22 protein-coding genes are annotated in these 22,762 nt (G+C 65.8%); 15 read left to right on the top strand and 7 right to left on the bottom strand.

Going from position 1 to position 22,762, the window contains the following annotated elements:
* Nucleotides 1-14 precede the first annotated feature (14 nt).
* The 5 genes from motB to flhD all read right to left on the bottom strand — a co-directional run bounded on the left by motB (nt 15) and on the right by flhD (nt 3,737).
* Nucleotides 15-962 carry a flagellar motor protein MotB gene (motB, locus tag ACK6C6_RS06900; protein ID WP_036207300.1) on the bottom strand — a complete coding sequence of 316 codons (948 nt, stop codon included), beginning with the start codon at nt 960-962 and terminating at the stop codon, nt 15-17.
* A 52-nt stretch (nt 963-1,014) separates the two neighbouring features.
* Nucleotides 1,015-1,869, bottom strand: a complete 855-nt coding sequence (gene motA, locus ACK6C6_RS06895) for a flagellar motor stator protein MotA (protein WP_409266552.1) — start codon at nt 1,867-1,869, stop codon at nt 1,015-1,017.
* 137 nt (nt 1,870-2,006) lie between these two features.
* On the bottom strand, nt 2,007-2,750 hold the full coding sequence (locus tag ACK6C6_RS06890; RefSeq protein ID WP_409266550.1) for a class I SAM-dependent methyltransferase: 744 nt from the start codon (nt 2,748-2,750) through the stop codon (nt 2,007-2,009).
* Between the two features lie 43 nt (nt 2,751-2,793).
* Nucleotides 2,794-3,360, bottom strand: a complete 567-nt coding sequence (flhC, locus tag ACK6C6_RS06885) for a flagellar transcriptional regulator FlhC (RefSeq protein ID WP_409266549.1) — start codon at nt 3,358-3,360, stop codon at nt 2,794-2,796.
* 59 nt (nt 3,361-3,419) lie between these two features.
* Nucleotides 3,420-3,737, bottom strand: coding sequence for a flagellar transcriptional regulator FlhD (gene flhD, locus ACK6C6_RS06880; RefSeq protein ID WP_027863769.1), 318 nt, complete (start codon nt 3,735-3,737; stop codon nt 3,420-3,422).
* Between the two features lie 592 nt (nt 3,738-4,329).
* Between flhD and kynB the strand changes: the two genes are divergently transcribed.
* From kynB to ACK6C6_RS06850, 6 genes are all read left to right on the top strand, one after another.
* Nucleotides 4,330-4,977: an arylformamidase gene (gene kynB / locus ACK6C6_RS06875; protein ID WP_409266548.1), complete on the top strand. Its 648-nt coding sequence runs from the start codon at nt 4,330-4,332 to the stop codon at nt 4,975-4,977.
* A complete protein-coding gene (gene kynU / locus ACK6C6_RS06870; RefSeq protein ID WP_409266547.1) occupies nt 4,974-6,230 on the top strand; it encodes a kynureninase in 1,257 nt (418 codons plus the stop codon). Before kynB ends, kynU begins: the two co-directional genes overlap by 4 nt.
* A gap of 8 nt (nt 6,231-6,238) precedes the next feature.
* Entirely contained in the window at nt 6,239-7,084 is an 846-nt protein-coding gene (gene kynA, locus ACK6C6_RS06865; RefSeq protein WP_409266546.1) for a tryptophan 2,3-dioxygenase, read from the top strand.
* Nucleotides 7,085-7,138: 54 nt separating this feature from the next.
* Entirely contained in the window at nt 7,139-8,260 is a 1,122-nt protein-coding gene (locus ACK6C6_RS06860; RefSeq protein ID WP_409266545.1) for an acyltransferase family protein, read from the top strand.
* 61 nt (nt 8,261-8,321) lie between these two features.
* The gene (locus ACK6C6_RS06855; protein WP_409266544.1) at nt 8,322-8,873 is read left to right on the top strand and encodes an RBBP9/YdeN family alpha/beta hydrolase; all 552 of its coding nucleotides are present in this window, start codon (nt 8,322-8,324) and stop codon (nt 8,871-8,873) included.
* A complete protein-coding gene (locus ACK6C6_RS06850) occupies nt 8,870-9,397 on the top strand; it encodes a GNAT family N-acetyltransferase (protein ID WP_409266542.1) in 528 nt (175 codons plus the stop codon). Before ACK6C6_RS06855 ends, ACK6C6_RS06850 begins: the two co-directional genes overlap by 4 nt.
* A gap of 287 nt (nt 9,398-9,684) precedes the next feature.
* Here the strand turns inward: ACK6C6_RS06850 and htpG are convergent, their stop codons facing one another.
* Both htpG and ACK6C6_RS06840 read right to left on the bottom strand, forming a co-directional pair.
* The gene (gene htpG, locus ACK6C6_RS06845) at nt 9,685-11,604 is read right to left on the bottom strand and encodes a molecular chaperone HtpG (RefSeq protein ID WP_409266541.1); all 1,920 of its coding nucleotides are present in this window, start codon (nt 11,602-11,604) and stop codon (nt 9,685-9,687) included.
* Between the two features lie 134 nt (nt 11,605-11,738).
* Nucleotides 11,739-12,542, bottom strand: a complete 804-nt coding sequence (locus ACK6C6_RS06840; RefSeq protein WP_409266540.1) for a DUF1080 domain-containing protein — start codon at nt 12,540-12,542, stop codon at nt 11,739-11,741.
* A gap of 270 nt (nt 12,543-12,812) precedes the next feature.
* On the opposite strand from ACK6C6_RS06840, the gene ACK6C6_RS06835 reads away from it, so the two are divergent.
* From ACK6C6_RS06835 to ACK6C6_RS06795, 9 genes are read left to right on the top strand one after another with little or no spacing between them, the layout of a single operon-like run.
* Entirely contained in the window at nt 12,813-13,727 is a 915-nt protein-coding gene (locus ACK6C6_RS06835; RefSeq protein WP_209586070.1) for an AraC family transcriptional regulator, read from the top strand.
* Entirely contained in the window at nt 13,711-14,313 is a 603-nt protein-coding gene (locus ACK6C6_RS06830) for a gluconate 2-dehydrogenase subunit 3 family protein (protein WP_409266539.1), read from the top strand. The genes ACK6C6_RS06835 and ACK6C6_RS06830 overlap by 17 nt, the downstream gene beginning before the upstream one ends.
* 17 nt (nt 14,314-14,330) lie before the next feature.
* Nucleotides 14,331-16,070 carry a GMC oxidoreductase gene (locus tag ACK6C6_RS06825; protein WP_409266538.1) on the top strand — a complete coding sequence of 580 codons (1,740 nt, stop codon included), beginning with the start codon at nt 14,331-14,333 and terminating at the stop codon, nt 16,068-16,070.
* 16 nt (nt 16,071-16,086) lie between these two features.
* Nucleotides 16,087-16,953 (top strand): sugar phosphate isomerase/epimerase family protein, encoded by an 867-nt coding sequence (locus ACK6C6_RS06820; RefSeq protein WP_409266537.1) that lies wholly within the window; start codon nt 16,087-16,089, stop codon nt 16,951-16,953.
* Nucleotides 16,950-18,449: a sugar ABC transporter ATP-binding protein gene (locus ACK6C6_RS06815; RefSeq protein ID WP_409266535.1), complete on the top strand. Its 1,500-nt coding sequence runs from the start codon at nt 16,950-16,952 to the stop codon at nt 18,447-18,449. The genes ACK6C6_RS06820 and ACK6C6_RS06815 overlap by 4 nt, the downstream gene beginning before the upstream one ends.
* Nucleotides 18,418-19,425 (top strand): ABC transporter permease, encoded by a 1,008-nt coding sequence (locus ACK6C6_RS06810; RefSeq protein WP_209586065.1) that lies wholly within the window; start codon nt 18,418-18,420, stop codon nt 19,423-19,425. The genes ACK6C6_RS06815 and ACK6C6_RS06810 overlap by 32 nt, the downstream gene beginning before the upstream one ends.
* 29 nt (nt 19,426-19,454) lie before the next feature.
* Nucleotides 19,455-20,417 (top strand): substrate-binding domain-containing protein, encoded by a 963-nt coding sequence (locus ACK6C6_RS06805; protein ID WP_209586064.1) that lies wholly within the window; start codon nt 19,455-19,457, stop codon nt 20,415-20,417.
* Nucleotides 20,418-20,433: 16 nt separating this feature from the next.
* Nucleotides 20,434-21,489: a sugar phosphate isomerase/epimerase family protein gene (locus tag ACK6C6_RS06800; RefSeq protein ID WP_409266533.1), complete on the top strand. Its 1,056-nt coding sequence runs from the start codon at nt 20,434-20,436 to the stop codon at nt 21,487-21,489.
* Entirely contained in the window at nt 21,486-22,685 is a 1,200-nt protein-coding gene (locus tag ACK6C6_RS06795; protein ID WP_409266532.1) for a Gfo/Idh/MocA family protein, read from the top strand. The genes ACK6C6_RS06800 and ACK6C6_RS06795 overlap by 4 nt, the downstream gene beginning before the upstream one ends.
* Nucleotides 22,686-22,762: the final 77 nt, after the last annotated feature.

Genomic DNA, 22,762 nt, shown 5'->3' with positions numbered 1-22,762 from the left:
AGTCTCCTGCTGGACTACTTGCCTGCGGCCGGCATACCGGCGTTCGCCGCGACCGCTTCGGCCGCCGCCGCGGGCTGCTGCGCCGGCACCTCGAGCGAGGCGGCGTCGCGCTGCACGGCTTCCTCGGTCTTCTTGTTCATGACGATGATGCTGATGCGCCGGTTGATCGGGTTGAACGGGTCCTTGCGGTCGAGGTTGGCGGCCGAGGCCAGGCCCACCACGCGCAGCACCTTGTCGTCGCCCAGGCCGCCGCGCACCAGTTCGCGGCGCGAGGCGTTGGCGCGGTCGGCCGACAGCTCCCAGTTGCTGTAGCCGGCATGGCTGAAATACGGGGTGGCGTCGGTATGGCCCGACAGGCCGATCTTGTTCGGCACCTCGTTGAGCACCATGCCGATGATATTCAGGATTTCTTTCGTGTACGGCTGCAGTTCGGCCTTGGCCAGCTCGAACATCGGGCGGTTCTGCTCGTCCACGATCTGGATGCGCAGGCCTTCGCTGGTGAGGTCGAGCAGCAGCTGGTTCTTGTATTTCTTGAGCAGCGGATTGACCTCGATGACCGATTCGATCTTCATTTTGAGGGACTGCAGGCGCTCGGCCTCGGCGCGCGCGATCTGGGCCTTGGCCGCTTCCAGGTTGTAGGTCTTCGAGGTCGGGTCGATGTCGCCCTTCTTGACCTGGCCGTTGCGGCGGGACAGGTCGGTGCCGCCGCCCTTGATCACCGACGAGGAGTCGCCGGCGCCCGAGCCGCCCGCCATCGCCACCTTGAGCGGCGTCTTGAAGTATTCCGAGATGCCTTCCAGGTCGCCCTTGGCGGTCGAGCCGAGCAGCCACATGAGCAGGAAGAAGGCCATCATCGCGGTCACGAAGTCGGCGTAGGCGATCTTCCAGGCGCCGCCATGGTGGCCGCCCTGGACCTTCTTGATGCGCTTGACGACGATGGGACGCATATTGTCGTCAGCCATGGTCCCCTCCTCGTCTCGATTCCTGCAGTTGATCTGAAAGCAGCATCACGCTCTACTTCTTCTTCTTGATGTGCTCTTCGAGTTCGGCGAAGCTTGGACGCTCGGTCGAGTACAGCACCTTGCGGCCGAATTCGACGGCCAGCGCCGGCGCGTAGCCGTTCAGGCTTGCCAGCAGCGTGACCTTCACGCACTGGAACATCTTGGTCGATTCTTCCAGCTTCTGCTCCAGCACGCTGGCCAGCGGGGTGACGAAGGCGTAGGCCAGCAGGATGCCGAGGAAGGTGCCGACCAGCGCCTTGGCGATCAGGATGCCCAGCTCGGCCGGCGGCAGGCCCACCGATTCCATGGTGTGGACCACGCCCATCACCGCCGCCACGATACCGAAGGCCGGCAGGCCGTCGCCGACCTTGGCGATCACGTGGGCCGGGATCGCGCCCTCGTGGTGGTGGGTCTCGATCTCGTTGTCCATCAGGTTTTCGATCTGCATCGCGTCCATGTTCCCCGACACCATCAGGCGCAGGTAGTCGGTCATGAATTCGACGATGTGGTGGTCCCCCAAGACAGCCGGGTACTTGGAGAACAAAGGCGAGGCTTCCGGCGCCTCGATGTCGCCTTCGATCGACATCAGGCCTTCCTTGCGTACTTTAGAGAGCACGTCGAACTGCAGCGCCATCAGCTCCATGTACATGTCCTTGGTGTACTGCGAGCCCTTGAACACACCCGGCAGGGCTTTCATGGTCGCCTTGACCGACTTCATGGTGTTACCGACGAAGAAGGCGCCCAGGGCGGCGCCGCCGATCATCAGCAGTTCGATCGGCTGCCACAGCGAGGCCAGGTGGCCGCCGGCCAGGGCAAAGCCGCCGAAGACGCAGAGGCAGACGACGATGTAACCAAGAATGACTAACAAGGGAATTCCGCTCCAGAAATGCCGGGAATGTTTCGTCCGGCCGACTCAAATAATAGTGATTTCAGGCAAAGTTGACGCAGGGAACCACTCTAGCGGGAGAATGGCTTACCGGCAAGCAGAAAGGCCGGTTTTGTCGTCTAAAAGTGCCAGATATGAAGGGCCGGGCCGCCCTCTGTGGGATAGACGATACGGTTAGGTAGACGATCGTCAATGATGAATTCGTAACTGAGAAGCAGCGAACCGGGCCGCATTTCGCGCGCCGCCTTGCGCCACAGGGCGGGCATCGCGGCCGGCGACAGGTAGGCGAACACCAGGTCGAATTCGCCGAAATTGAGGGCGTCGTAGTCGCCGCGGATGAAACGGGCGCGGCTGCCAAGCAGGCGCGCGCGCAGGCGGCTGACCAGCCAGGGTAGCGGCGCCAGCTCGATGCCAAGGGCCTCGACCGCCGGGCCGCGGCGCGCCAGGTCCAGCACCAGGCCGCCCAGGCCGCTGCCGATGTCGATCACGCGCACCGGCTGCTTGTCCGGCAGGAGTCCGGCCACCGCCTCCCAGACGCGCCGGTTGGACGGGTAGTACGGCACCTGGGTACGGTAGGTGGACCAATAGAGCAGGAGCAGGAACAGGAAGACGGCCAGGAAGACCAGCGGCGGTATCGCCAGTTGAACGGCGCCGAACAGCGCGACCGGGAACAGCAGCTGGATCGCGCGCCACCAGCTCGCCAGGCCGCGCCACCAGCTCAGGCCGGCGGCGGCCAGTCCCTGGATCACGGCCACGGAGAGGTAGGACATGGGGATGCCGGCAGTGGCCAGCAGCCAGGTGACGGCGAGCGTGAGGGGAAAAGCGGCAAGCTGCAGCAGCAGCGCCGCCACCGCGGGCTTCATGTAGGGTGGGCGGCGAAGCCGCCCACCCTACGAAACCCCATCATCACTTGTTTTGGCTTGCGGCAGCAGCGGCCGCGTCCCTGGCATCCTTGGCCTTGCGCGTCTTGCCGGCGCGCGAAGGCATGTGGCACAGGCCGCACAGGTAGCCGGCGTTCAGGTCGAGGGCATTGACGACGAACTTGCCCTGGCATTTCTGGCACGGGGCCAGCACCAGCATGCCGCTCTGGAAGAAGCGCACCAGAGTCCAGGCGCGGGTGAGCGACAGCAGCGGCTCTTCGCCCGGCTCGGGCGGCATCTGTTCGAGGTAGAGTTGGTAAGCCTTCATCACCGCCTGGATGCCGCTGGCGCCGGCATGTTCGACCAGGAAGTTATGGATGTTGATGAACAGCGAAGAATGGATGTTGGGCTGCCAGGTCAGGAACCAGTCGGTCGAGAACGGCAACATGCCCTTGGGCGGAGAGACGCCCTTCAGTTCCTTATACAGCTTGAGCAGGCGCTCGCGCGACAGCGAGACTTCGGTTTCGAGCAGCTGGAGGCGCGCCCCCAGGTTGATCAGTTCGATCGCAAGCTGGATTTCCTGCGCTTCCGATACGACACTCTTCTTGCTCATTGCCACTCCCGCCCGTGTTACTTGCCATGCAGCCCCGACGGGACCGCGTCAGCGGGATTTTATACGATCTCTTCAACAGGCTGGCCGGCCATCAGGATCGCGGCGTGCGATTGGGCCAGGCTGCGCTCCTTGGTGTGGCTGGTCAGCATCGACAGGATGGCGGTGTCGTCGAAGCGGAAACGGGCCAGCATCATGTTGCCGCTTGCCAGCTTCAGGATCTGGGCATTGCTCATGCCTTCGATCAGCTCAGCGATGTCGGCGGAGATGCCGAGACGGAAAATGGCGGTGACTTTGTCGGCGCGGATCATCTGCTGGGCCAGCATCAGGTAGCTCAGGTTGGCGTCGCGGATTTCAGCCATCATGTCGTTCATCGTCATTTTTCTATCTCTCCGTATCCGTTGATCGGCGACTCAGTTGCTACTGAGGTGTTGCCGTTGAGATAGATTCTGACCGTGAGGAAACTTTTTCGGTATTGGACGAACTCTGTATTTTTCGTCCGCGAAATGACGGCAGGACCCGTAGGAGTTTGTCTGACAAACCCTGCTGGATCACTCTGGCGCCCCTATGAAAACGGGGCTGGGGGGAGCTGCGGAAAATCCGCCGAATTGTGCGCGCTCGAGACTGCTTCTGTCGTGCGCTTGATACGGTTTACGTCAAGCTTTCGGAGAACTTTAGGGTTTTCGCAAAATATTTTTTCAAATCTTGCTGCCCTTCTCCACTCCATTAACGGAGCGCCTGGCGAGAACTTGAGGGTTTGTCGAAAATATTTTTCATGACCCTTTACCGCGCTTCTGGTACGGGTAACGGCAGCGGTTTGGAGAACTTTAGGGTTTTCGAGAAAAAATTTTGAAAATTTTTCGAGACGCGAAAAAGTTATCGGCAAGCCAACAAAGGCAGGCGGCAGGCCCGGGAACTTGCTACACTGCGAGACTAACAAAAGCTTCAAGCCTCAACTAATCCAAGGCAAGCATGGAATCTTTACGCATCTGGGACATCAGCCCGACGATATCGAACGGCATTCCCGTCTGGCCAGGCGACACCCCGTTCGAGGCCGCCCCGACCTGGGAGATCAAGGATGGCTGCCCGGTCCGCGTCAGCCGCATGACCATGACCACCCACCTCGGCGCCCATACCGACGCCCCCAGCCACTATGACCCGGCCGGCAAGTCGATCGACCAGGTCGACCTGCTGCCCTACATCGGCGCCTGCCGCGTGATCCACTGCACCGGCGTGAGCACGGTCGAGCCCGGACACCTGGAGGGCAAGCTGGATGGCGTCCCGCCGCGCGTGCTGCTGCGTACCTACGCCAGGGCGCCCCGGCAGGCCTGGGACCCGGCCTTCCCCGCCATCAGTCCGGACGCGATCGCCTTGCTGGCCAGCCGCGGCGCGATCCTGGTCGGCACCGACGCCCCCTCGCTCGACCCGCAGGATTCGAAGACCCTGGACGCCCACCATGCGGTGCGCGCCGGCGGGATGGCGATCCTGGAGGGCATCGTGCTGGACGAGGTCCCCGAGGGCGACTATGAGCTGGTCGCCCTGCCCCTGAAATTCGTCGGCATGGACGCCAGCCCGGTGCGCGCCATCCTGCGTCAATTACCCATGAAGGAAGCTGCATGACCGCTGTAACGACACGCGCCGACTGCGTCGCGCGCGACCAACGCGACCCGCTGCGCGCCCTGCGCGAGCGCTTCGACCTGCCCGACGGCGTCATCTACCTGGACGGGAATTCGCTTGGCGCCCGCCCGAAGGCCGCCCTGGCGCGCGCCCAGGATGTCGTCGCCCGCGAATGGGGCCAGGACCTGATCAAGAGCTGGAACACGGCCGGCTGGTTCGACCTGCCCAAGCGCCTCGGCAATCGCCTGGCGCCGCTGATCGGCGCCAACGAGGGCGAAGTCGTGGTCACCGACACCACCTCGCTCAACCTGTTCAAGGCGCTGGCCGCGGCCCTGCGGCTGCAGGCTGAAGGAGCGGGGGCCGGACGTCGCACCATCGTCACCGAACGCAGCAACTTCCCGACCGACATCTACATGGCCGAAGGCCTGACCCAGTGGCTGGATCGCGGCTACCGCGTGCGCCTGGTCGATTCGGTGGACGAGATCCCGGCGGCGGTGGACGCCGACTGCGCGGTGCTGATGCTCACCCACGTCAACTACCGCACCGGCTACCAGCACGACATGGCGGAGCTGACCCGCCACGCGCACGCCGCCGGCGCGCTCGCCGTCTGGGACCTGGCCCACTCGGCCGGCGCGGTGCCGGTCGACCTGCATGCGGCCAAAGCCGACTTCGCGGTCGGCTGCACCTACAAATACCTGAACGGCGGCCCCGGCGCCCCTGCCTTCATCTGGGTGCCGCAGCGCCACCAGGCGGCGTTTGCCCATCCGCTCACGGGCTGGTGGAGCCATGCGAAGCCCTTCGCGATGTCGCACGGCTTTGCGGCTTGCGAAGGTATCGGGCGCGCGCTGTGCGGCACCCAGCCGGTGCTGTCGCTGGCGCTGGTCGAGTGCGGGCTGGAAGTGTTCGAGGAGACCACCATGGCGGCCATCCGCGAGAAGTCCTTGGGGCTGACCGACCTGTTCATCGAGCTGGTCGAATCGACCTGCGGCGACCATCCGCTCGGCCTGGTGACGCCGCGCGAACACGCGCGGCGCGGCAGCCAGGCCAGCTTCACCCATCCGCACGGCTACGCGGTGATGGCGGCATTGATTGCCCGCGGCGTGATCGGCGACTACCGCGAGCCCGAGATCATGCGCTTCGGCTTCACCCCGCTCTACACCAGCTTCGCCGACGTCTGGGATGCGGTGGCGATCCTGAAGGACATCCTCGACCGCGAGGCCTACGACACCCGGGCCGAACGCAGCGCAGTGACCTGAGGCCGGACATGAACGACAAAGCTACCCCCAAGCCGGCCGAGTGGCACGGCGCCAAGCTCGATTTCAAGGAATCGATGAGCTACGGCGACTACCTGGGCCTCGACCAGATCCTGGCCGCCCAGCATCCGCTCTCGCCGAACCACAACGAGATGCTGTTCATCATCCAGCACCAGACCAGCGAGCTGTGGATCAAGCTGATGCTGCACGAGCTGCAAGCAGTGCGCCGCCACATTCGCGAGGACAACCTGCCGCCGGCCTTCAAGATGCTGGCGCGCGTGGCCCGCATCATGGACCAGCTGGTGCATGCCTGGGACGTGCTGGCAACCATGACCCCGCCCGAATACACGGCGATCCGCCCCTACCTGGGCGCGTCCTCGGGCTTCCAGTCCTTCCAGTACCGCGAGCTCGAATTCATCCTCGGGAACAAGAACCCGAACCTCTTGGGCGTGCACGAGAAGTCGCCCGAGGCGCATGCCGTCCTGGAACGCGAGCTGCACGCGCCTTCGGTCTACGACGAGGCGGTGATGCTGCTGGCGCGCAGCGGCTTCACGATCGCCCCGGAGCGCCTGGCCGCCGACTGGACCCGGCCCACCGTGGGCGACGAGAGCGTGAAGGCGGCCTGGTTGGCGGTCTACCAGGACACCGAACACCACTGGGCGCTGTACGAACTGGCCGAGAAACTGGTCGACCTGGAGACCGCCTTCCGCTTCTGGCGCTTCCGCCACGTGAGTACGGTCGAGCGCATCATCGGCTTCAAGACCGGCACTGGCGGCACCTCGGGCGCGAGTTACCTGCGCAAGATGCTCGACGTGGTGCTGTTCCCTGAATTGTTCGCCCTTCGAACCGCACTTTGAGCCAGACAGGCCGAGCGGTGTATGATCGCATTGTTTCCATAACCTAGAGAAACAATGCAATCCGCACCGCCTGCGCTCACGCAGCCCTTTTCCGTCTATCTCGACCTGACCCGCTTCCTCGCGGCGGTCATGGTGGTGCTCGCCCATGTCGAGTACTTCGGGGTCATCCCGAAGGGCGCCTGGGGCCTGGTGCCGGAGATGGGGCGCGAGGCAGTGATCGTGTTCTTCGTCCTGTCCGGCTTCGTGATCGCGGCGACGACGGCGCAGCGCCGGCCGTCCGCGCGCGACTACGCGGTGGCGCGCCTGTCGCGCCTGTATTCGGTGGCGCTGCCGGTTCTGCTGCTGGGCCTGGCCTGCGCCCTCGCCGTGCGCAGCTTCACCGATATGGTCCCGCCGGACGGCTACGTGCTCGACAAGCTGTACGTGTACGTACCATTTCACCTGCTCTTCCTTGGCCAGCACTGGACCCTGACCGAAGTCCCGCCCTACATGGAACCCTACTGGTCGCTCAACTACGAAGCCTGGTACTACCTGCTGTTCGGGCTGGCTTGCTACTTGCGCGGCCGGCGCCGCATCCTGCTCATGGCGCTGGCGCTGGTCGTGATGGGCTACAAGCTGTGGCTGCTGCTGCCGGTGTGGCTGGCCGGCGCCTGGCTGTACCGGCGCAGCCATGGCCCCTGGCTCGGCCGCAATGCGGCCCGGGCCGGATGGCTGGCCAGCCTGGTGCTGCTCGCCGCCTGGGTAGGCCTGCGCCTGGAAGAGCCGCTGCGCATGGCCAGCATCGCCTGGTGGCCCTTCCCCGGGCTGCCCCTTGGCAGTGCCGACCGCTTCCTGGCCGACTACTTGGTCTGCGCCATCGTCCTGCTCAACTTCGCCTGCGCGCGCGATGCCGGCTTCACGGCACTGCTGCGCATCGCACCGGCGGTGCGGCTGCTGGCCTCGTACACCTTCACGCTCTACCTGTCGCATGCGATCGTCATCGGACTGTGGCTGGTGGCCTTTCCGCAGGTGCGCGCTTCCAGCGCGGCCCTGCTGGGCCTCGGCGCGGCGATCGTGGCGACGACCTTCGCCCTCGGCACGATCACCGAACACCGCCGCCACCTGTTCCAGGCCCTGTTCGCGCGGCTGCTGGCGCCGCGCAGGCCGATGGTCGCGGCCGAGAAAACCGGAGCCTGAAACCGGCCTGCCGCTTTCGACGTACAATCGCCGTTCATCTTTTCCTAATGGCGGAGGCGCGATGAAGTGCGACGTACTGATCCTGGCAGGCCTGTGGAATTCCGGTCCCGAGCATTGGCAGAGCCAGTGGCAGGACCGCTATCCCGCCTGGACCAAGGCCCAGCACCGCGACTGGAACTGCCCGGCGCGCGACGAATGGGTGGCCGAACTGGACGCCGCCATCGCCGCCTGCAAAGGCGCGCCGATCCTGGTCGCGCACAGCCTCGGCTGCATGCTGGTGGCGCATTGGGCGGCCAGCCGTTCGCCGCTGAAGGTCGCCGGCGCCTTCCTGGTGGCCCCGAGCGACGTCGAGGCGCCAAGCTACCCAGCCCCCGTCAACGGCTTCGCGCCGATCCCGCTCGCTCCCCTGCCCTTTCCCAGCATGGTGCTCGCGAGCGGCAGCGATCCCTACATCACCCCCGAACGCGCCGCCGCCCTGGCCCAGGCCTGGGGCAGCCGCCTGGTGCACATCGGCGAGGCCGGCCACGTGAATGCGGATTCCGGGCACGGTCCCTGGCCCGAGGGCGAGCGCCTGCTGCAGGAGTTCTGCGACCAGATCGGGCATACGACGTGACGATCCTCGCTACCGCGCGCCTGCGCCTGGAACCCGTCTGCCCCGCGCACTACGAGGGCCTGCGGGTGCTGAACGCCGACCCGGCGGTGCAGCGCTACATCGCAGGCCGTCCTGAAACGCCCGAGGAAACCGCGGCCATGATCGCGCGCGTGCAGGGACGCTGGCAGCAGTTCGGTTATTCGTGGTGGAGCTTCATCGAGAACGACACGGGGGAACTGGTCGGTGCCGGCTGCATCCAGCACCTGGGCCATGACCCGGTTAACGAACACGAGATCGGCTGGCGCCTGCTGCCCAGCCGCTGGGGCCGCGGCTATGCGACCGAAGCGGCGCGCCGCATGGCGGCCTTCGCCTTCGACGATCTTGAAGCGCCCTCGCTGGCGGCGATCTGCCACCCGGAGAACGCGGATTCGGCGAAAGTGATGCGGCGCCTGGGCATGCGCAACCGGGGTATAGAGAACTGGCACGCGCAAACCGTGGCGGTATACGACATCGGCGCCGACGCCTTCGCAGCGCTTCGCACATGAAGACCTATCACGGCAGCTGCCGTGACTTTGACCGAAGCAGCAAACCCGTAGGGTGGGCGGCTCCACCCAGGCCGTCGCTCAGCCCTCGGCGCCTGCGCCGCCCACGCGTTCAACCTGAGGTTGCGGACCACTGACGCGCTTCGATACGCGGCATGTCGACCGCGTGGGCGGCGCAAAAGCCGCGAGCTGGGCGATTACTCGGGTCGAGCCGCCCACCCTACGACAACGCGGACGCGTTAACGAAAAACCGGGGCGCGAGGCCCCGGTCCGGTGTGCAGCTCAGTCGATTATTTGGCGGTCGCCAGCAGCATCTCGTTCAGGCGTTTCACGAACGAGGCCGGATCGCTCAGGCTGCCGCCTTCGGCCAGCATGGCCTGGTCGAACAGGATGTGCGACCAGTCGGCGAAGCGCGGGCCGCTCGCGTCCTCGTACTTCAGGCGCGTCACCAGCGGGTGGTTCGGGTTGATCTCGAGGATCGGCTTCGATTCCGGCGCGTTCTGTCCGGCCGCCTTCAGCATGCGCAGCAGGTTACCCGACAGCTCGTTCTCGTCCGCGACCAGGCAGGCCGGCGAATCGGTCAGGCGGAAGGTCACGCGCACGTCCTTGGCCTTGTCGCCCAAGGCGCCCTTCATCTGCTCGACCAGTTCCTTGTAGCCGGCTTCGACCTCCTGATGCTCCTTCTTCTCGGCCTCGTCTTCCAGGCCGCCCAGGTCCAGGCCGCCCTTGGCGACCGACACCAGTTCCTTGCCTTCGAACTCGCTCAGGAAGGACAGCATCCACTCGTCGACACGGTCCGTCATCAGGAGCACTTCGACGCCCTTCTTGCGGAAGATTTCCAGGTGCGGGCTGTTCTTCGCGGCGCTGTAGTTGTCGGCGGTGACGTAGTAGATCTTGTCCTGGCCTTCCTTCATGCGGGCGATGTAGTCGGCGAAGGAGACGTCCTGCGCGTCGGACTCGCCGGCGGTGGAGGCGAAGCGCAGCAGCTTGGCGATGCGGTCCTTGTTGGTCGCGTCCTCGCCGATGCCTTCCTTGAGCACCTGGCCGAATTCCTTCCAGAAGGTGGCGTATTTATCCTTGCCGGCCTGCTCTTCCGAATTCGCCATCTCTTCCAGCATGCCCAGCACGCGCTTGGTCGAGCCTTCGCGGATCACGCGCACGTCGCGCGATTCCTGCAGGATCTCGCGCGAGACGTTCAGCGGCAGGTCGCTCGAGTCGATCACGCCCTTGATGAAGCGCAGGTAGGTCGGCATCAGCTGCTCGGCGTCGTCCATGATGAACACGCGCTTGACGTACAGCTTGATGCCGGCACGCTTGTTGCGGTCCCACAGGTCGAACGGAGCGTGGCCCGGGACGTACAGCAGCTGGGTGTACTCGCTGCGCCCTTCGACGCGGTTGTGGGTGTAGGCCAGCGGGTCCTGGAAGTCGTGCGAGACGTGCTTGTAGAACTCGTTGTACTGTTCTTCGGTGATGTCGCTCTTCGAGCGCGCCCACAGCGCGCTGGCCTGGTTGACGGTCTCGAACTCGTCCTTGACGACGGTCTGCTTCTTCTCCTCGTCCCACTCTTCCTTCTGCATCACGATCGGCAGCGAGATGTGGTCCGAGTACTTGCGGATGATCGACTTCAGCTTCCAGCCGGACAGCAGCTCTTCCTCGCCGGCGCGCAGGTGCAGGATCACGTCGGTGCCGCGGCCCGGCTTCTCGATCTGCTCGACGCTGTAGTCGCCCTCGCCGGTCGACTCCCAGCGCACGCCGTCCGAAGCAAACGCGCCGGCGCGGCGGGTGTTGACGATGACGCGGTCGGCCACGATGAAGGCCGAGTAGAAGCCGACGCCGAACTGGCCGATCAGGGCCGCGTCCTGCTGCTGGTCGCCCGACAGCTTGCTGAAGAATTCCTTGGTGCCCGACTTGGCGATGGTGCCCAGGTGCGAGATGACTTCGTCACGGCTCATGCCGATGCCGTTGTCCGAAATCGTGATGGTGCGCGCGTCCTTGTCGAAGCTGACCTTGATTTTCAGCTCGTGGTCGTTGCCGTACAGGGCGTCGTTGTTGATCGCCTCGAAGCGCAGCTTGTCGGCCGCGTCGGACGCGTTCGAGATCAGTTCGCGCAGGAAGATCTCCTTGTTCGAGTACAAGGAGTGAATCATGAGCTGCAACAGCTGTTTTACTTCTGCCTGGAAGCCAAGGGTTTCTTTTTCGGCAACTGCCATCTTGTTCCTCGTGGTGGGTCTGATAAAGGGTTAAAAACAAACGGACTGCTGCAATATAGGGACACCAACAACAATTTCAAGGCCCCGTCATTGCAGCAATGTTGCAATTATTTTAATCGATCCACCGGCGCGGCTTATAAGGGCCTGACCTGGATATTGCGGTAGAAGGTCTCCGCGCCTTCCGACTGCAGCGAAAACTTCCCGCGCGTGTGCGGGAGCATCTTGCCGCCCACGTTCTGGCGCGGATTCTCGGCGCGCAGCACTTCGACGCCGTTGACGATGTGGACCAGGGTCTTGCCGTCGGCGATCACTTCCAGCGTGTTCCACTCCCCAAGCGGCTTCTCGGGGTTGCCCTTCTTGAGGATGCGCGCCTTCAGGCCGGTGCGCAGCGGCAGCGAGGGCTCGTAGCGGTAGAACTTCCAGTCGCCCTCGTTGGCGTCGCCGACGTGGGCATCGACGGTCACGCCGTCCAGGCTGTGGTAGTCGCCGGTATCGCCTTCCTGGATCTGCGCTTCGTGGCTGCGCATCCAGTGGCCGCTTTCCGCGCCTTCCGGCCCGACCGCGTAGTACAGCAGCCCGCTGTCGCGCGGGAGGTCGAGGCGCGGCGCCCACTTCTTGCTGCCCCACTTGAACTCGAGCTTGAGGTGGAAATTCTCGTATTCGCCGACCGTGCTGATGGCGCCCCACTCCTCGCCCGACACGCGCAGCATGCCGTCGACCACCGAGAATACCTTGCGCGGATCCTTGTCGAGGCCGCGGCTCGAGGTCGGCGCCTTCATGTTCGGGGAAGTCGGCTGCATGCTGATCCAGGTCGTCCAGCCGGACAGGTCGCGGCCGTTGAACAGCGAGGTCCATCCGGCCTCGGCCGCCTGCAGCGGCGCGCACAGGGCCAGGGCGGCGGCCAGCAGGCCGGCTCTGGCAAGGGAATAGCGGGTCATCGACAGTCTCCTTCTCTTATAAATATGCGCCTGGCCTGAAACAGCCTTGCGGCGCCGCGGGCAGCCCGTCCGTACGGGCGAAGTGAATCTAGCATGGCCATGTGTGTTAGCGCTACCACAAAAACCCATCTTGCCGAATTCCTTATAAATTTTTCCGATTTATTGACACTCTTAAACATTTCCGAGTGCTAGTATTTCCCATATAAACAGCCAGGCGCGCCGATGGTGTTAGCGCGCACATGGCTGATCACAAAAGCGGAGACAGGCAGGATGAGCACAATTGTCGTTGGCATGGGCATGGTCATTGCCATGGGCTCGGGCAGCGAGCCCGGCGAGCGCAAGGAGCGCCAGCGCACCCGGCGTCCCGCCTCCGTGGCCAGGCCCTGCGCCTCCGCCGCACGGGAAGAATGTGCCGGCTTCTTCGCCGCGAACGGCATCTCGACTCCGAGCACCCTGTTCGACACGCTCTCCGATACTTATTACTTCGCCAAGAACCGGGCCGGCCAGTTCGTCTGGGGCAACCGCCTGCTGCAGGAACAGCACGCGCTGGCGGACGTCAAGGACATCCTCGGCAAGACCGACCACGACTTCTTCCGGCGCGACATCGCCGACCGCATCCGCGCCGACGACCTGGCCGTGATGGAGACCGGCGTCACCGTCAAGAACAAGCTGGAGGTGATCGACGGCGGCAACGGCGAACTGACCTGGCTGTTCACGACCAAGGCCCCGATCCGCAACCGCGAGGGGGCGATCGTCGGCATCGAAGGCTTTTCGCGCGACGCCCGCCGCTCGCAGGACACGATCGCGCCCTTCCACGAATTCAAGGCCTGCATCGAGTACGTGCAGGAACACCTGACCGAGAACATCAGCATCGACCACCTCGCCAAGCTGTCCTGCATGTCGCTGTCGACCTTCGAGCGCAAGTTCAAGGAGCACTTCTCGCTCACGCCCAAGCAGTACGTGCTGCACATGAAGGTCCACGAAGCCTGCCGCCTGCTCCCCGGCGCCAACAGCATCGCCCGGGTCGCGCTGGCGACCGGCTTCGGCGGGCAGAGCTACTTCACCAAGCAGTTCCGCAGCATCGTCGGCATCACGCCCAAGCAGTACCAGCTGGCGCTGGCGGCAGGACGGGCCGGGAACGCCCCATCTTTTCACCGAAAAGGAAACCATGTTGAAGCCTCTTGATCCTCGCGCCCGGCAAAGGCGCTCGGCCCTGCTGCGGCTGGGCGCCCTGTGTGGCGTTACCGGCTTGTCCGCCCTCGCGTCCAGCGGCGACGTGCTCGCCGCCGTGGCGGCAGCCGGCAAGGGCGCCGCCTACGAGCCGGTGCTGCTCACGCGCGACGAGCTGCTGCTGACCGGCGTGCTGGCCGAGCTGATCATCCCCAGGACCGACACCCCCGGCGCCATGGAGGTCGGCGCGCACCGCACCATCGACCACCTGCTCAAGGTGTGCGCCCTTGCGCCCGAGCAGGCGCGCTTCAAGGCCGGGCTGGCCCGTATCGAGGCGGCGGCGCAGGCGCAGGGCGGCAAGCGGTTCAAGGACCTGCCGGCGGCGCGCCAGGTGGCGCTGCTGCGCGCGCTCGACGCGGGCAGCGCGCCCTTCGAGGGCGACGACCAGGGCTTCTTCCGCCAGCTGAAGGGCTACGTCGCTTTTGCCTACTACACCTCGGAAGCCGGCGCCACGCGCGAGCTGGCCTACCTGCCGATCCCCGGCGGCTTCCAGGGCAATTACAAGCTCACCCGATCCAGCCGCGGCTGGGCGATCCAATAAACCCGACACCAGGCCCCATGGAACCCGTCTCCTCCTTCTACATCAAAAGCAGCCCGGAACAGTTCGACGCGATCGTCGTCGGCTCGGGCATCACCGGCGGCTGGGCCGCCAAGGAACTGACCGAACGCGGACTCAGCACCCTGATGGTCGAGCGCGGCCGTCCGGTCGAGCATGGCATCGATTACATCGGCGAAAACAAGGACCCGTGGACCATGCCCAACCGCGGCCGGGTCGACGCCACGGTGGCCGACGAGCAGTACCCGGTCCAGAAACAGTGCTACGCCTTCGACGAGCACACCAAGCAGTTCTTCAACAACGACCGCGACATGCCCTATTCGACACCCGCGGGCCGTCCGTTCAGCTGGATCCGCGGCAACCAGCTGGGCGGCAAGTCGCTGATGTGGGCGCGCCAGTCCTACCGCTGGAGCGACCTGGACTTCGGCGCCAACCTGAAGGACGGCCACGGCACCGACTGGCCGATCCGCTACGCCGACCTGGCGCCCTGGTACAGCCACGTCGAGCGCTTCGTGGGCATCAGCGGCAGCAAGGAGGGGCTGGCGGTGCTGCCTGACGGCGAATTCCTGCCGCCTTTCGAGTTCAACACGGTCGAAGCGGCGCTGAAAAAGAAGTTCGACGCCATGTATGCGCCGGCGCGCATGATCATCGGCCGCACCGCGAACCTGAACAAGGCCAGCGACGAGCACCTGGCCCAGGGCCGCGCCCCCTGCCAGGCGCGCAGCCAGTGCCACCGCGGCTGCTCCTTCGGGGCCTACTTCTCGACCCAGAGCTCGACCCTGCCGGCCGCGCTCAAGACCGGCCGCCTGCGCGTCGCCACCAACGCCATCGTGCACAGCGTGATCTACGACGCCAGGACCAACCGCGCCACCGGGGTGCGGGTGATCGATGCCGAGACCATGGAGACGCGCGAATTCCACGCCAAAGTGGTCATCCTGTGCGCCTCGACCCTGGCCTCCACCGCGATCCTGCTGAACTCGACTTCAAACGCCTTCCCCACCGGGCTGGCCAACTCGTCCGGCGTGCTCGGCCACTACCTGATGGACCACCTGTGGGCCGCCGGCGCCAGCGGCCGGGTCGAGGGTTTCGAGAACGACTACTACCGCGGCCGCCGTCCCACCGCCCCCTACATCCCGCGTTTCCGCAACGTGGTCGACCAGCACCCTTCTTTTGTGCGCGGCTATGCGCTGGCGGGCGGCGCCGCGCGCGACGGCTGGCAATCGGCGGCGTGGAAGCCCGGCTTCGGCAAGGACTTCAAGGCCATGCTGAGAAAACCCGGCCCCTGGCACTTCAGCCTGGGAGGCCAGGGTGAAATGCTGCCGCGCTTCGAGAACATGGTCAGCCTGCACCCGACCAGGAAGGACAAATGGGGCATCCCGCTGCTGCACATCGACATCACCCACGGCGAGAACGACCGCAAGATGCGCGAGGACATGGCCGATACCGCCGCCAACATCCTCGAGGATCTCGGCGTCAAGGACGTGAAGAAGCGCATGCTGACGGAAGCCGAATACCCGCCCGGCCTGGCAATCCACGAGGTGGGCACGGCGCGCATGGGCCGCGACCCGAAGACCTCGGTGCTGAACGGCTTCAACCAGGCCCATGACGTGCCAAATTTGTTCGTCACCGACGGTTCCTCGCTGGCATCCTGCGCCTGGCAGAACCCTTCGCTGACCTTCATGGCGCTGACCGCGCGCGCCTGCGCCTACGCGGTGGACCAGCTCAAAGCCGGGAAAATCTGACAAGAACGGAGACAGAATGAACAAGCAAACGATGCTGTACGTCCTTTTGGCCGCCACTTTCGGCGCAGCTTCCCAGGCCCTGGCCGCCGCGGGTGTCACGGAGGCGTCGCCGCGCATCGGCGTACAGCTGTGGTCCGTCAAGGACGAGATCAAGCAGGACTTCGAAGGCACGCTCACGAAGATCGCCAGGCTCGGCTTCCAGGGCGTGGAGTTCGCCGGCGAATTCGGTCCCTACAAGTCGAACCCGGCCGCCTTGAGATCCTTCCTGGACAAGAACAAGCTGCAGTGCGCCGGTGCCCACGTGGGCTTCGACCAGCTGGCGGACGCGCGCTTCGAGGCCACCACCGCCTTCTACAAGACGCTCGGCTGCGCCAACCTGGTGATCCCGATGGACGCCCGCGGCGCCAGCGTCGAGGGCAGCACCGCGATGAGCAAGGAGCTCAGCGCCTTGTCCGGCAAGCTGGCCCCCAAGGGCATGCGCATCGGCTACCACAACCATGCCCAGGAAATGGCGGGTGAGGTCGGCAGCACGCCCTGGGACGTGATCGCCCGGAACACGCCGAAGGCGTCGATCATGCAGCAGGACGTGGGCTGGACCACGCACGCAGGCAAGGACCCGGTGGCCTACGTCTACAAGTACCCGGGCCGCACCGTGAGCACCCACTACAAGGCCAAGTTCGCGCCGGGCACCAGCGGCACGCCGATCATCGGCCAGGACAGGACCGACTGGGCGGGCCTGACGCGCGCCCTGCGCGAGGTCGGGGCTACCCAATGGATCATCGTCGAGCAGGAGGAATACCCGAACGGCATGGGCCAGCTCGACACGGTGGCCGCCTCCCTGAAAGGATTGAAGGCCGTGCTCGCGAAGATGCCGGCCAAATGAGCCTGTCCGTCCGTTTCAGCCACATCGTCAAGGAATTCGGGCCTGTGCGCGTCCTGCACGGGGTCGACTTCGCGCTCGAACCGGGGCGCGTGGTGGGCCTGCTGGGGGAGAACGGCGCCGGCAAATCGACCCTGATGAAGATCCTGGCCGGCTACGAACGTCCTACCAGCGGCCAGCTGCTGGTCGACGGCGTCGAGCGCCAATTCGACAGCGCGCGCGACGCCGAGGAGCTGGGCATCGCCCTGATCCACCAGGAATTCAACCTGGCCGAGCACCTCACGATCGCCCAGAACATCTTCCTGGGCCATGAGAAGACCCGCAAGGGCCTGCTGGAGCGGCGCGCCATGGCGGTCGAGGCTGCCGCCTGCCTCGAGCAGGTCGGCCTGGACCGCGACCCGGACACCCGCGTGTCCGAGCTGATCGTCGCCGAAAAACAGCTGGTGGAGATCGCCAAGGCCCTGTCGCGCAAGGCGCGCCTCCTGATCATGGACGAGCCCACCGCCAGCCTGTCGGCCGGGGAAACGAAAAAACTCTTCGGCCTGATGGCGCGCCTGAAGGGCGAAGGCGTCACCATCGTCTACATCTCGCACAAGCTCGACGAGATGGAAGCGCACACCGACGAGGTGGTCGTCATGCGCGACGGGAAGTTCGTCACGCGCGCCGCTACCTGCGACGTGAACCGCCGGCAGATGGCCAACCTGATGGTCGGACGCGACGTCTCGGACATGTTCCCGCCCAAGCAGCCTGCGCTCGACGACGCGCCGGTACTGCTGCGGGTATCGAACCTGGAGGTCCCGGGCTGGGTACACAAGCTGGGCTTCGAGGTGCGCGCCGGCGAGATCCTGGGCTTTGCCGGCCTGGTCGGCGCAGGCCGCACCGAAGCCTTCGAGGCCATCCTCGGCCTGCGTCCGCGCCAGAGCGGCAGGATCGAGATAGGTGGCCAGGCGGTGGACATCCGCAGCCCGCGCGAGGCCATGCGGCATGGCCTGACCTACCTGAGCGAAGACCGCAAGGGCAAGGGCCTGCACCTCGACCTCGGCCTGCGCGAGAACCTCACCATGATGACGCTGGAGCGCGACGCCAGGCCCTGGGTCGACCTGAAGGCGGGCCGCGCGGCGCTCGAGCGGGCCATCGCGGACTTCGGCATCCGCCTGCGCGACCCGGATTGCGTGGCGCGCTCGCTCTCGGGCGGCAACCAGCAAAAGCTCGCGCTGGCCAAGTACCTGCATTCGAACCCGCGCGTGATCGTGCTCGACGAGCCGACCCGCGGCGTGGACGTGGGCGCCAAGCGCGACATCTATGCGCTGGTCCACCGCCTGGCCAGCGAGGGCCGCGCCGTGATCGTCATCTCGTCCGAACTGATCGAGCTGATCGGCCTGTCGCACCGGGTGGCGGTGCTGCACGGCGGGCGCCTGCAGGCCGTGCTCGGCCCCGACCAACTCAGTGAAGAAAACATCATTTCCCATGCAACCGACACCCAACACACCCGCCACTAGGCCCTCCTTCCTGCCTGCCCTGCCGCGCCTGAAGGGCCTCGGCCCGGCGCTGGCCCTGATCCTGCTCTGCATCGCGGGCGGCCTGCTCAATCCCGATTTCGCCACCTTCGACAACCTGATGAACGTGCTGACCCGCACGGCCTTCATCGGCATCATCGCGGTCGGCATGACCTTCGTGGTCGTCTCCGGCGGCATCGACCTCTCGGTCGGCTCGATGGCGGCGCTGATCGCGGGCGTCATGATCGTGGCGATGAACGCCCTGGCAAGCGGCGCGAATCCGCCCGGCGCCGTCACCATCGTCCTGCTCGGCATCGGGCTGGCGCTCGCCTTCGGCGCGGTGTTCGGCATCCTGCACGGCTTCCTGATCGCACGCGGCCGCATCGAAGCCTTCATCGTCACGCTCGGCACCCTCGGCGTGTTCCGCGCCGTGCTGACCTGGCTGTCGGACGGCGGCGCATTGACGCTCGATTTCACCTTGTCCGAAACCTACAGCCCGGTCTACTACCACAGCCTGCTGGGCGTGCCGGTGCCGGTGTGGGTGTTCGCCCTGGTGGCCCTGCTGGGCGCCCTGATCCTGAACCGCACCGCCTACGGCCAGCACGTGCAGGCGATCGGTTCCAGCGAACAGGTGGCGCGCTACGCCGCGATCCGCGTCGACCGCGTCAAGGTGCTGACCTACCTGCTGCTGGGCGTGTGCGTGGCGATCGCCACCATCCTGTACGTGCCGCGCCTGGGTTCGGCCACGCCCACTACCGGGATCCTGTGGGAGCTCGAAGCCATCGCCGCGGTGGTCGTGGGCGGCACCTCGCTCAGGGGCGGCTCGGGGCGCGTCATGGGCACCGTGATCGGCGCCATCCTGCTGTCCGTGATCGGCAACATCCTGAACCTCACCAGCATCATCAGCGTGCACCTGAACCCTGCCGTGCAGGGCGTGGTGATCATCGCCGTGGCGTATTTGCAGCGCGGCCGCCGCTGAACCGTTTATTCATTAAAAAAGGAATCTTCATGCGTCCATCGAAACGACAATTCGGCAAACTGGCCGCGGCCTGCCTGCTGGCGCTCGGCAGCGGCCAGGCGTTCGCCGCCGACAAGCTCACCATCGGCGTGGCCATCCCCACCGCCACCCATGGCTTCACCGGCGGCATCGTCTGGTGGGCCAACCAGGCCAAGCGCGAGCTGGAAGCGGCCAACCCTGGCTTGAAGATCATCGTCAAGACCGCCGGCAGCACGCCCGAGCAGGCCAACCAGGTGCAGGACCTCCTGGTGGTGAACAAGATGAACGCGCTGGTGATCCTGCCGCTGGAGTCGGCCTCGCTGACCCAGCCGGTGGCCCAGGTCAAGAACAAGGGCGTCTACGTGACCGTGGTCGACCGCGGCCTGACCAATCCGGCGGCCCAGCATGCCTATGTCGCCGGCGACAACACGGCCTTCGGCAGGCTGCCGGCCGAATACCTGGCCAAGCGCATGAACGGCAAGGGCAATATCGTGGTCCTGCGCGGCATGCCGAGCACCATCGACAACGAGCGCGTCAAGGCCTTCCAGGCCGAGATCGGGAAGCACCCGGGCATCAAGGTGCTCGATGCCAAGTACGGCAACTGGAACCGCGACGACGCCTTCAAGGTCATGCAGGACTACCTGACCCGCTTCAAGCAGATCGACGCCGTGTGGGCGTCCGACGACGACATGGCGATCGGCGTCATCAAGGCCATCGAGCAGGCCAAGCGCAGCGACATCAAGGAAGTGTTCGGCGGCGCCGGCGCCAAGTTCGCGGTCAAGAAGGTGATGGACGGCGACAAGCTGGTGCAGGCCGACGTGTCCTACTCGCCCAAGTTCATCTACGACGCCATCAAGATGACCGCCAATGCGCGCCTGAAGGGCCAGGCCCTGCCCAGCAGGACGATCATTCCGTCGGTCCTGATCACGCGCGAGAACGCCAAGCAGTTCTATTTCCCCGATTCGCCTTACTGATACGACAGGCCTCAGCATGAAAACCATCAAGGGACCGGCGATCTTCCTCGCCCAATTCATGGGCGACCAGGCGCCCTTCGACACCCTGGCCAACCTGGCCGCCTGGGCCAGCAGCCTGGGCTACGCGGGCATCCAGCTGCCGACCGACAAGCGCCTGTTCGACCTCGACATCGCCGCCGAGAGCCAGGACTACTGCGACGAGATCCAGGGCCTGCTCGCCGCGCACGGCCTGGCGATCACCGAGCTGTCGACCCACCTGCAGGGCCAGCTGGTGGCCGTGCATCCGGCCTACGACGCCCTGTTCGACGGCTTCGCCGCGCCGCAGGTGCGCGGCAACCCGCGGGCGCGCCAGGAATGGGCGGTCGGCCAGATGAAGAACGCGGCGCGCGCCTCGCGCCGCCTTGGCTTGAACACGCACGCGAGCTTCTCGGGCGCGCTCGCCTGGCCTTACCTGTATCCATGGCCGCAGCGGCCCGCCGGCCTGGTCGAGGAAGCCTTCGGCGAACTGGCGCGGCGCTGGCTGCCGATCCTGGACGCTTTCGAAGACGCCGGCGTGGACGTGTGCTACGAGCTGCATCCAGGCGAGGACCTGCACGACGGCGTGACTTTCGAGCGCTTCCTGGACGGAGTGAAAGGCCACCGCCGCGCCAACATCCTGTACGACCCGAGCCACTTCGTGCTGCAGCAGCTCGATTATCTCTCCTTCATCGACATCTACCACGAGCGCATCAAGGCCTTCCACGTCAAGGACGCCGAATTCCGCCCGAACGGGCGCCAGGGCGTCTACGGCGGCTACAGCTCTTGGGCCGAGCGCGCGGGGCGCTTCCGCTCGCTGGGCGACGGCCAGATCGACTTTTCCGCCATCTTCTCGAAGCTGGCGCAGTACGACTACGCCGGCTGGGCGGTGCTCGAATGGGAGTGCTGCCTCAAGCATCCGGAAGACGGCGCGCGCGAAGGCGCCGACTTCATCCGCCGCCACATCATCCGGGTCGCCGAGCGCGCCTTTGACGATTTCGCAGGCGGCGGCGCCGACCGCGCCGCCCTGCGCCAGCTGATGGGGATCGAAGCATGAGTGCGATCGGACGCAATGAAACGGACAAGCAGGACGGCCTGCCCCCGCGCCGGCTGCGCTTAGGGATGGTGGGTGGCGGCGACGGCGCCTTCATCGGCGCCGTTCACCGCATCGCGGCGCGCCTGGACGACTGCTACGAGATCGTGGCCGGCGCCCTCTCCAGCGACGCCGAGCGCGCCTTGCGCAGCGGCGCGGCGATCCGGCTCGACCCGGCGCGCAGCTACAGCGACTACCGCGAGATGGCGCGGCTGGAGAGCCAGCGTCCGGACGGCATCGACGTGGTGGCGATCGTCACGCCGAATCACCTGCACGCCCCGGTGGCGAAAAGCTTCCTGGAAGCCGGCATGCACGTCATCTGCGACAAGCCGCTCGGCATTTCGCTGGGCGAAGGAGAAGAACTCGCCGCCCTGGCGCGCGCCAAGGGGCGGGTGTTCGCCCTCACCCACACCTACAGCGCTTACCCGATGGTGCGCCACGCGCGCGAACTGGTCGCCTCGGGCGCGATCGGCGACCTGCGCCTGGTGCACGTGGAGTATGCCCAGGACTGGATGGCCGAAGCCGCCAACCAGTCGCCGGAATTCCAGGCCACCAACTGGCACAACGATCCGCGCCGCGCCGGCCCGACCGGCTGCACCGGCGACATCGGCACCCATGCCTTCCACCTCGCGGCTTTTGTTACCGGCATCCAGCCGAGCGAGCTGCTGGCCGAGCTGCACTCGTTCACGCCGGAGCGCATCCTGGACGACCACGTGCAGGTGATGCTGCGCTACCCGAACGGCGCGCGCGGCATGCTGTGGTCGAGCCAGATGGCGACCGGCTGCGAGAACGCGCTCAAGCTGCGGGTGTTCGGCAGCAAGGCCAGCCTCACTTTCGACCAGGAGAACCCGAACGAGCTCGTCCTGACGCCCCAGGGCAGCTGTGCGCAGCGGCTCACGCGCGGCCGCGTGGGCGGCGTTGCGGCCGGACATGCGACCCGCGTGCCCTGCGGTCATCCGGAAGGCTACCTGGAGGCGTTCGCCCAGCTGTACCGGGACGCGGCGGCGCAGATCCATGCGGCCGAGGCCGGCCAGCCCTTGCCGGCAGCGAGCGCCAGCCTGCCCACGGTCGAGGACGGCGTGGCCGGCCTGCGCTTCATCGACGCCGTGCTGGCCAGCCACGATGCGGGTTCGCGCTGGGTGGAGCTCGGCAAAAAATAAATCTGGCGGCGCATGTCGAATCCGGACCTGCCCGTTCGTCGTAGTGGCAGTAGCACCCCACAACCAGAACAGGAGGT

This window comes from Massilia sp. BHUDP2 (assembly GCF_046236355.1).
Taxonomy (GTDB): domain Bacteria; phylum Pseudomonadota; class Gammaproteobacteria; order Burkholderiales; family Burkholderiaceae_D; genus Telluria; species Telluria varians.
This window is presented reverse-complemented; position numbering and strand designations above follow the sequence as displayed.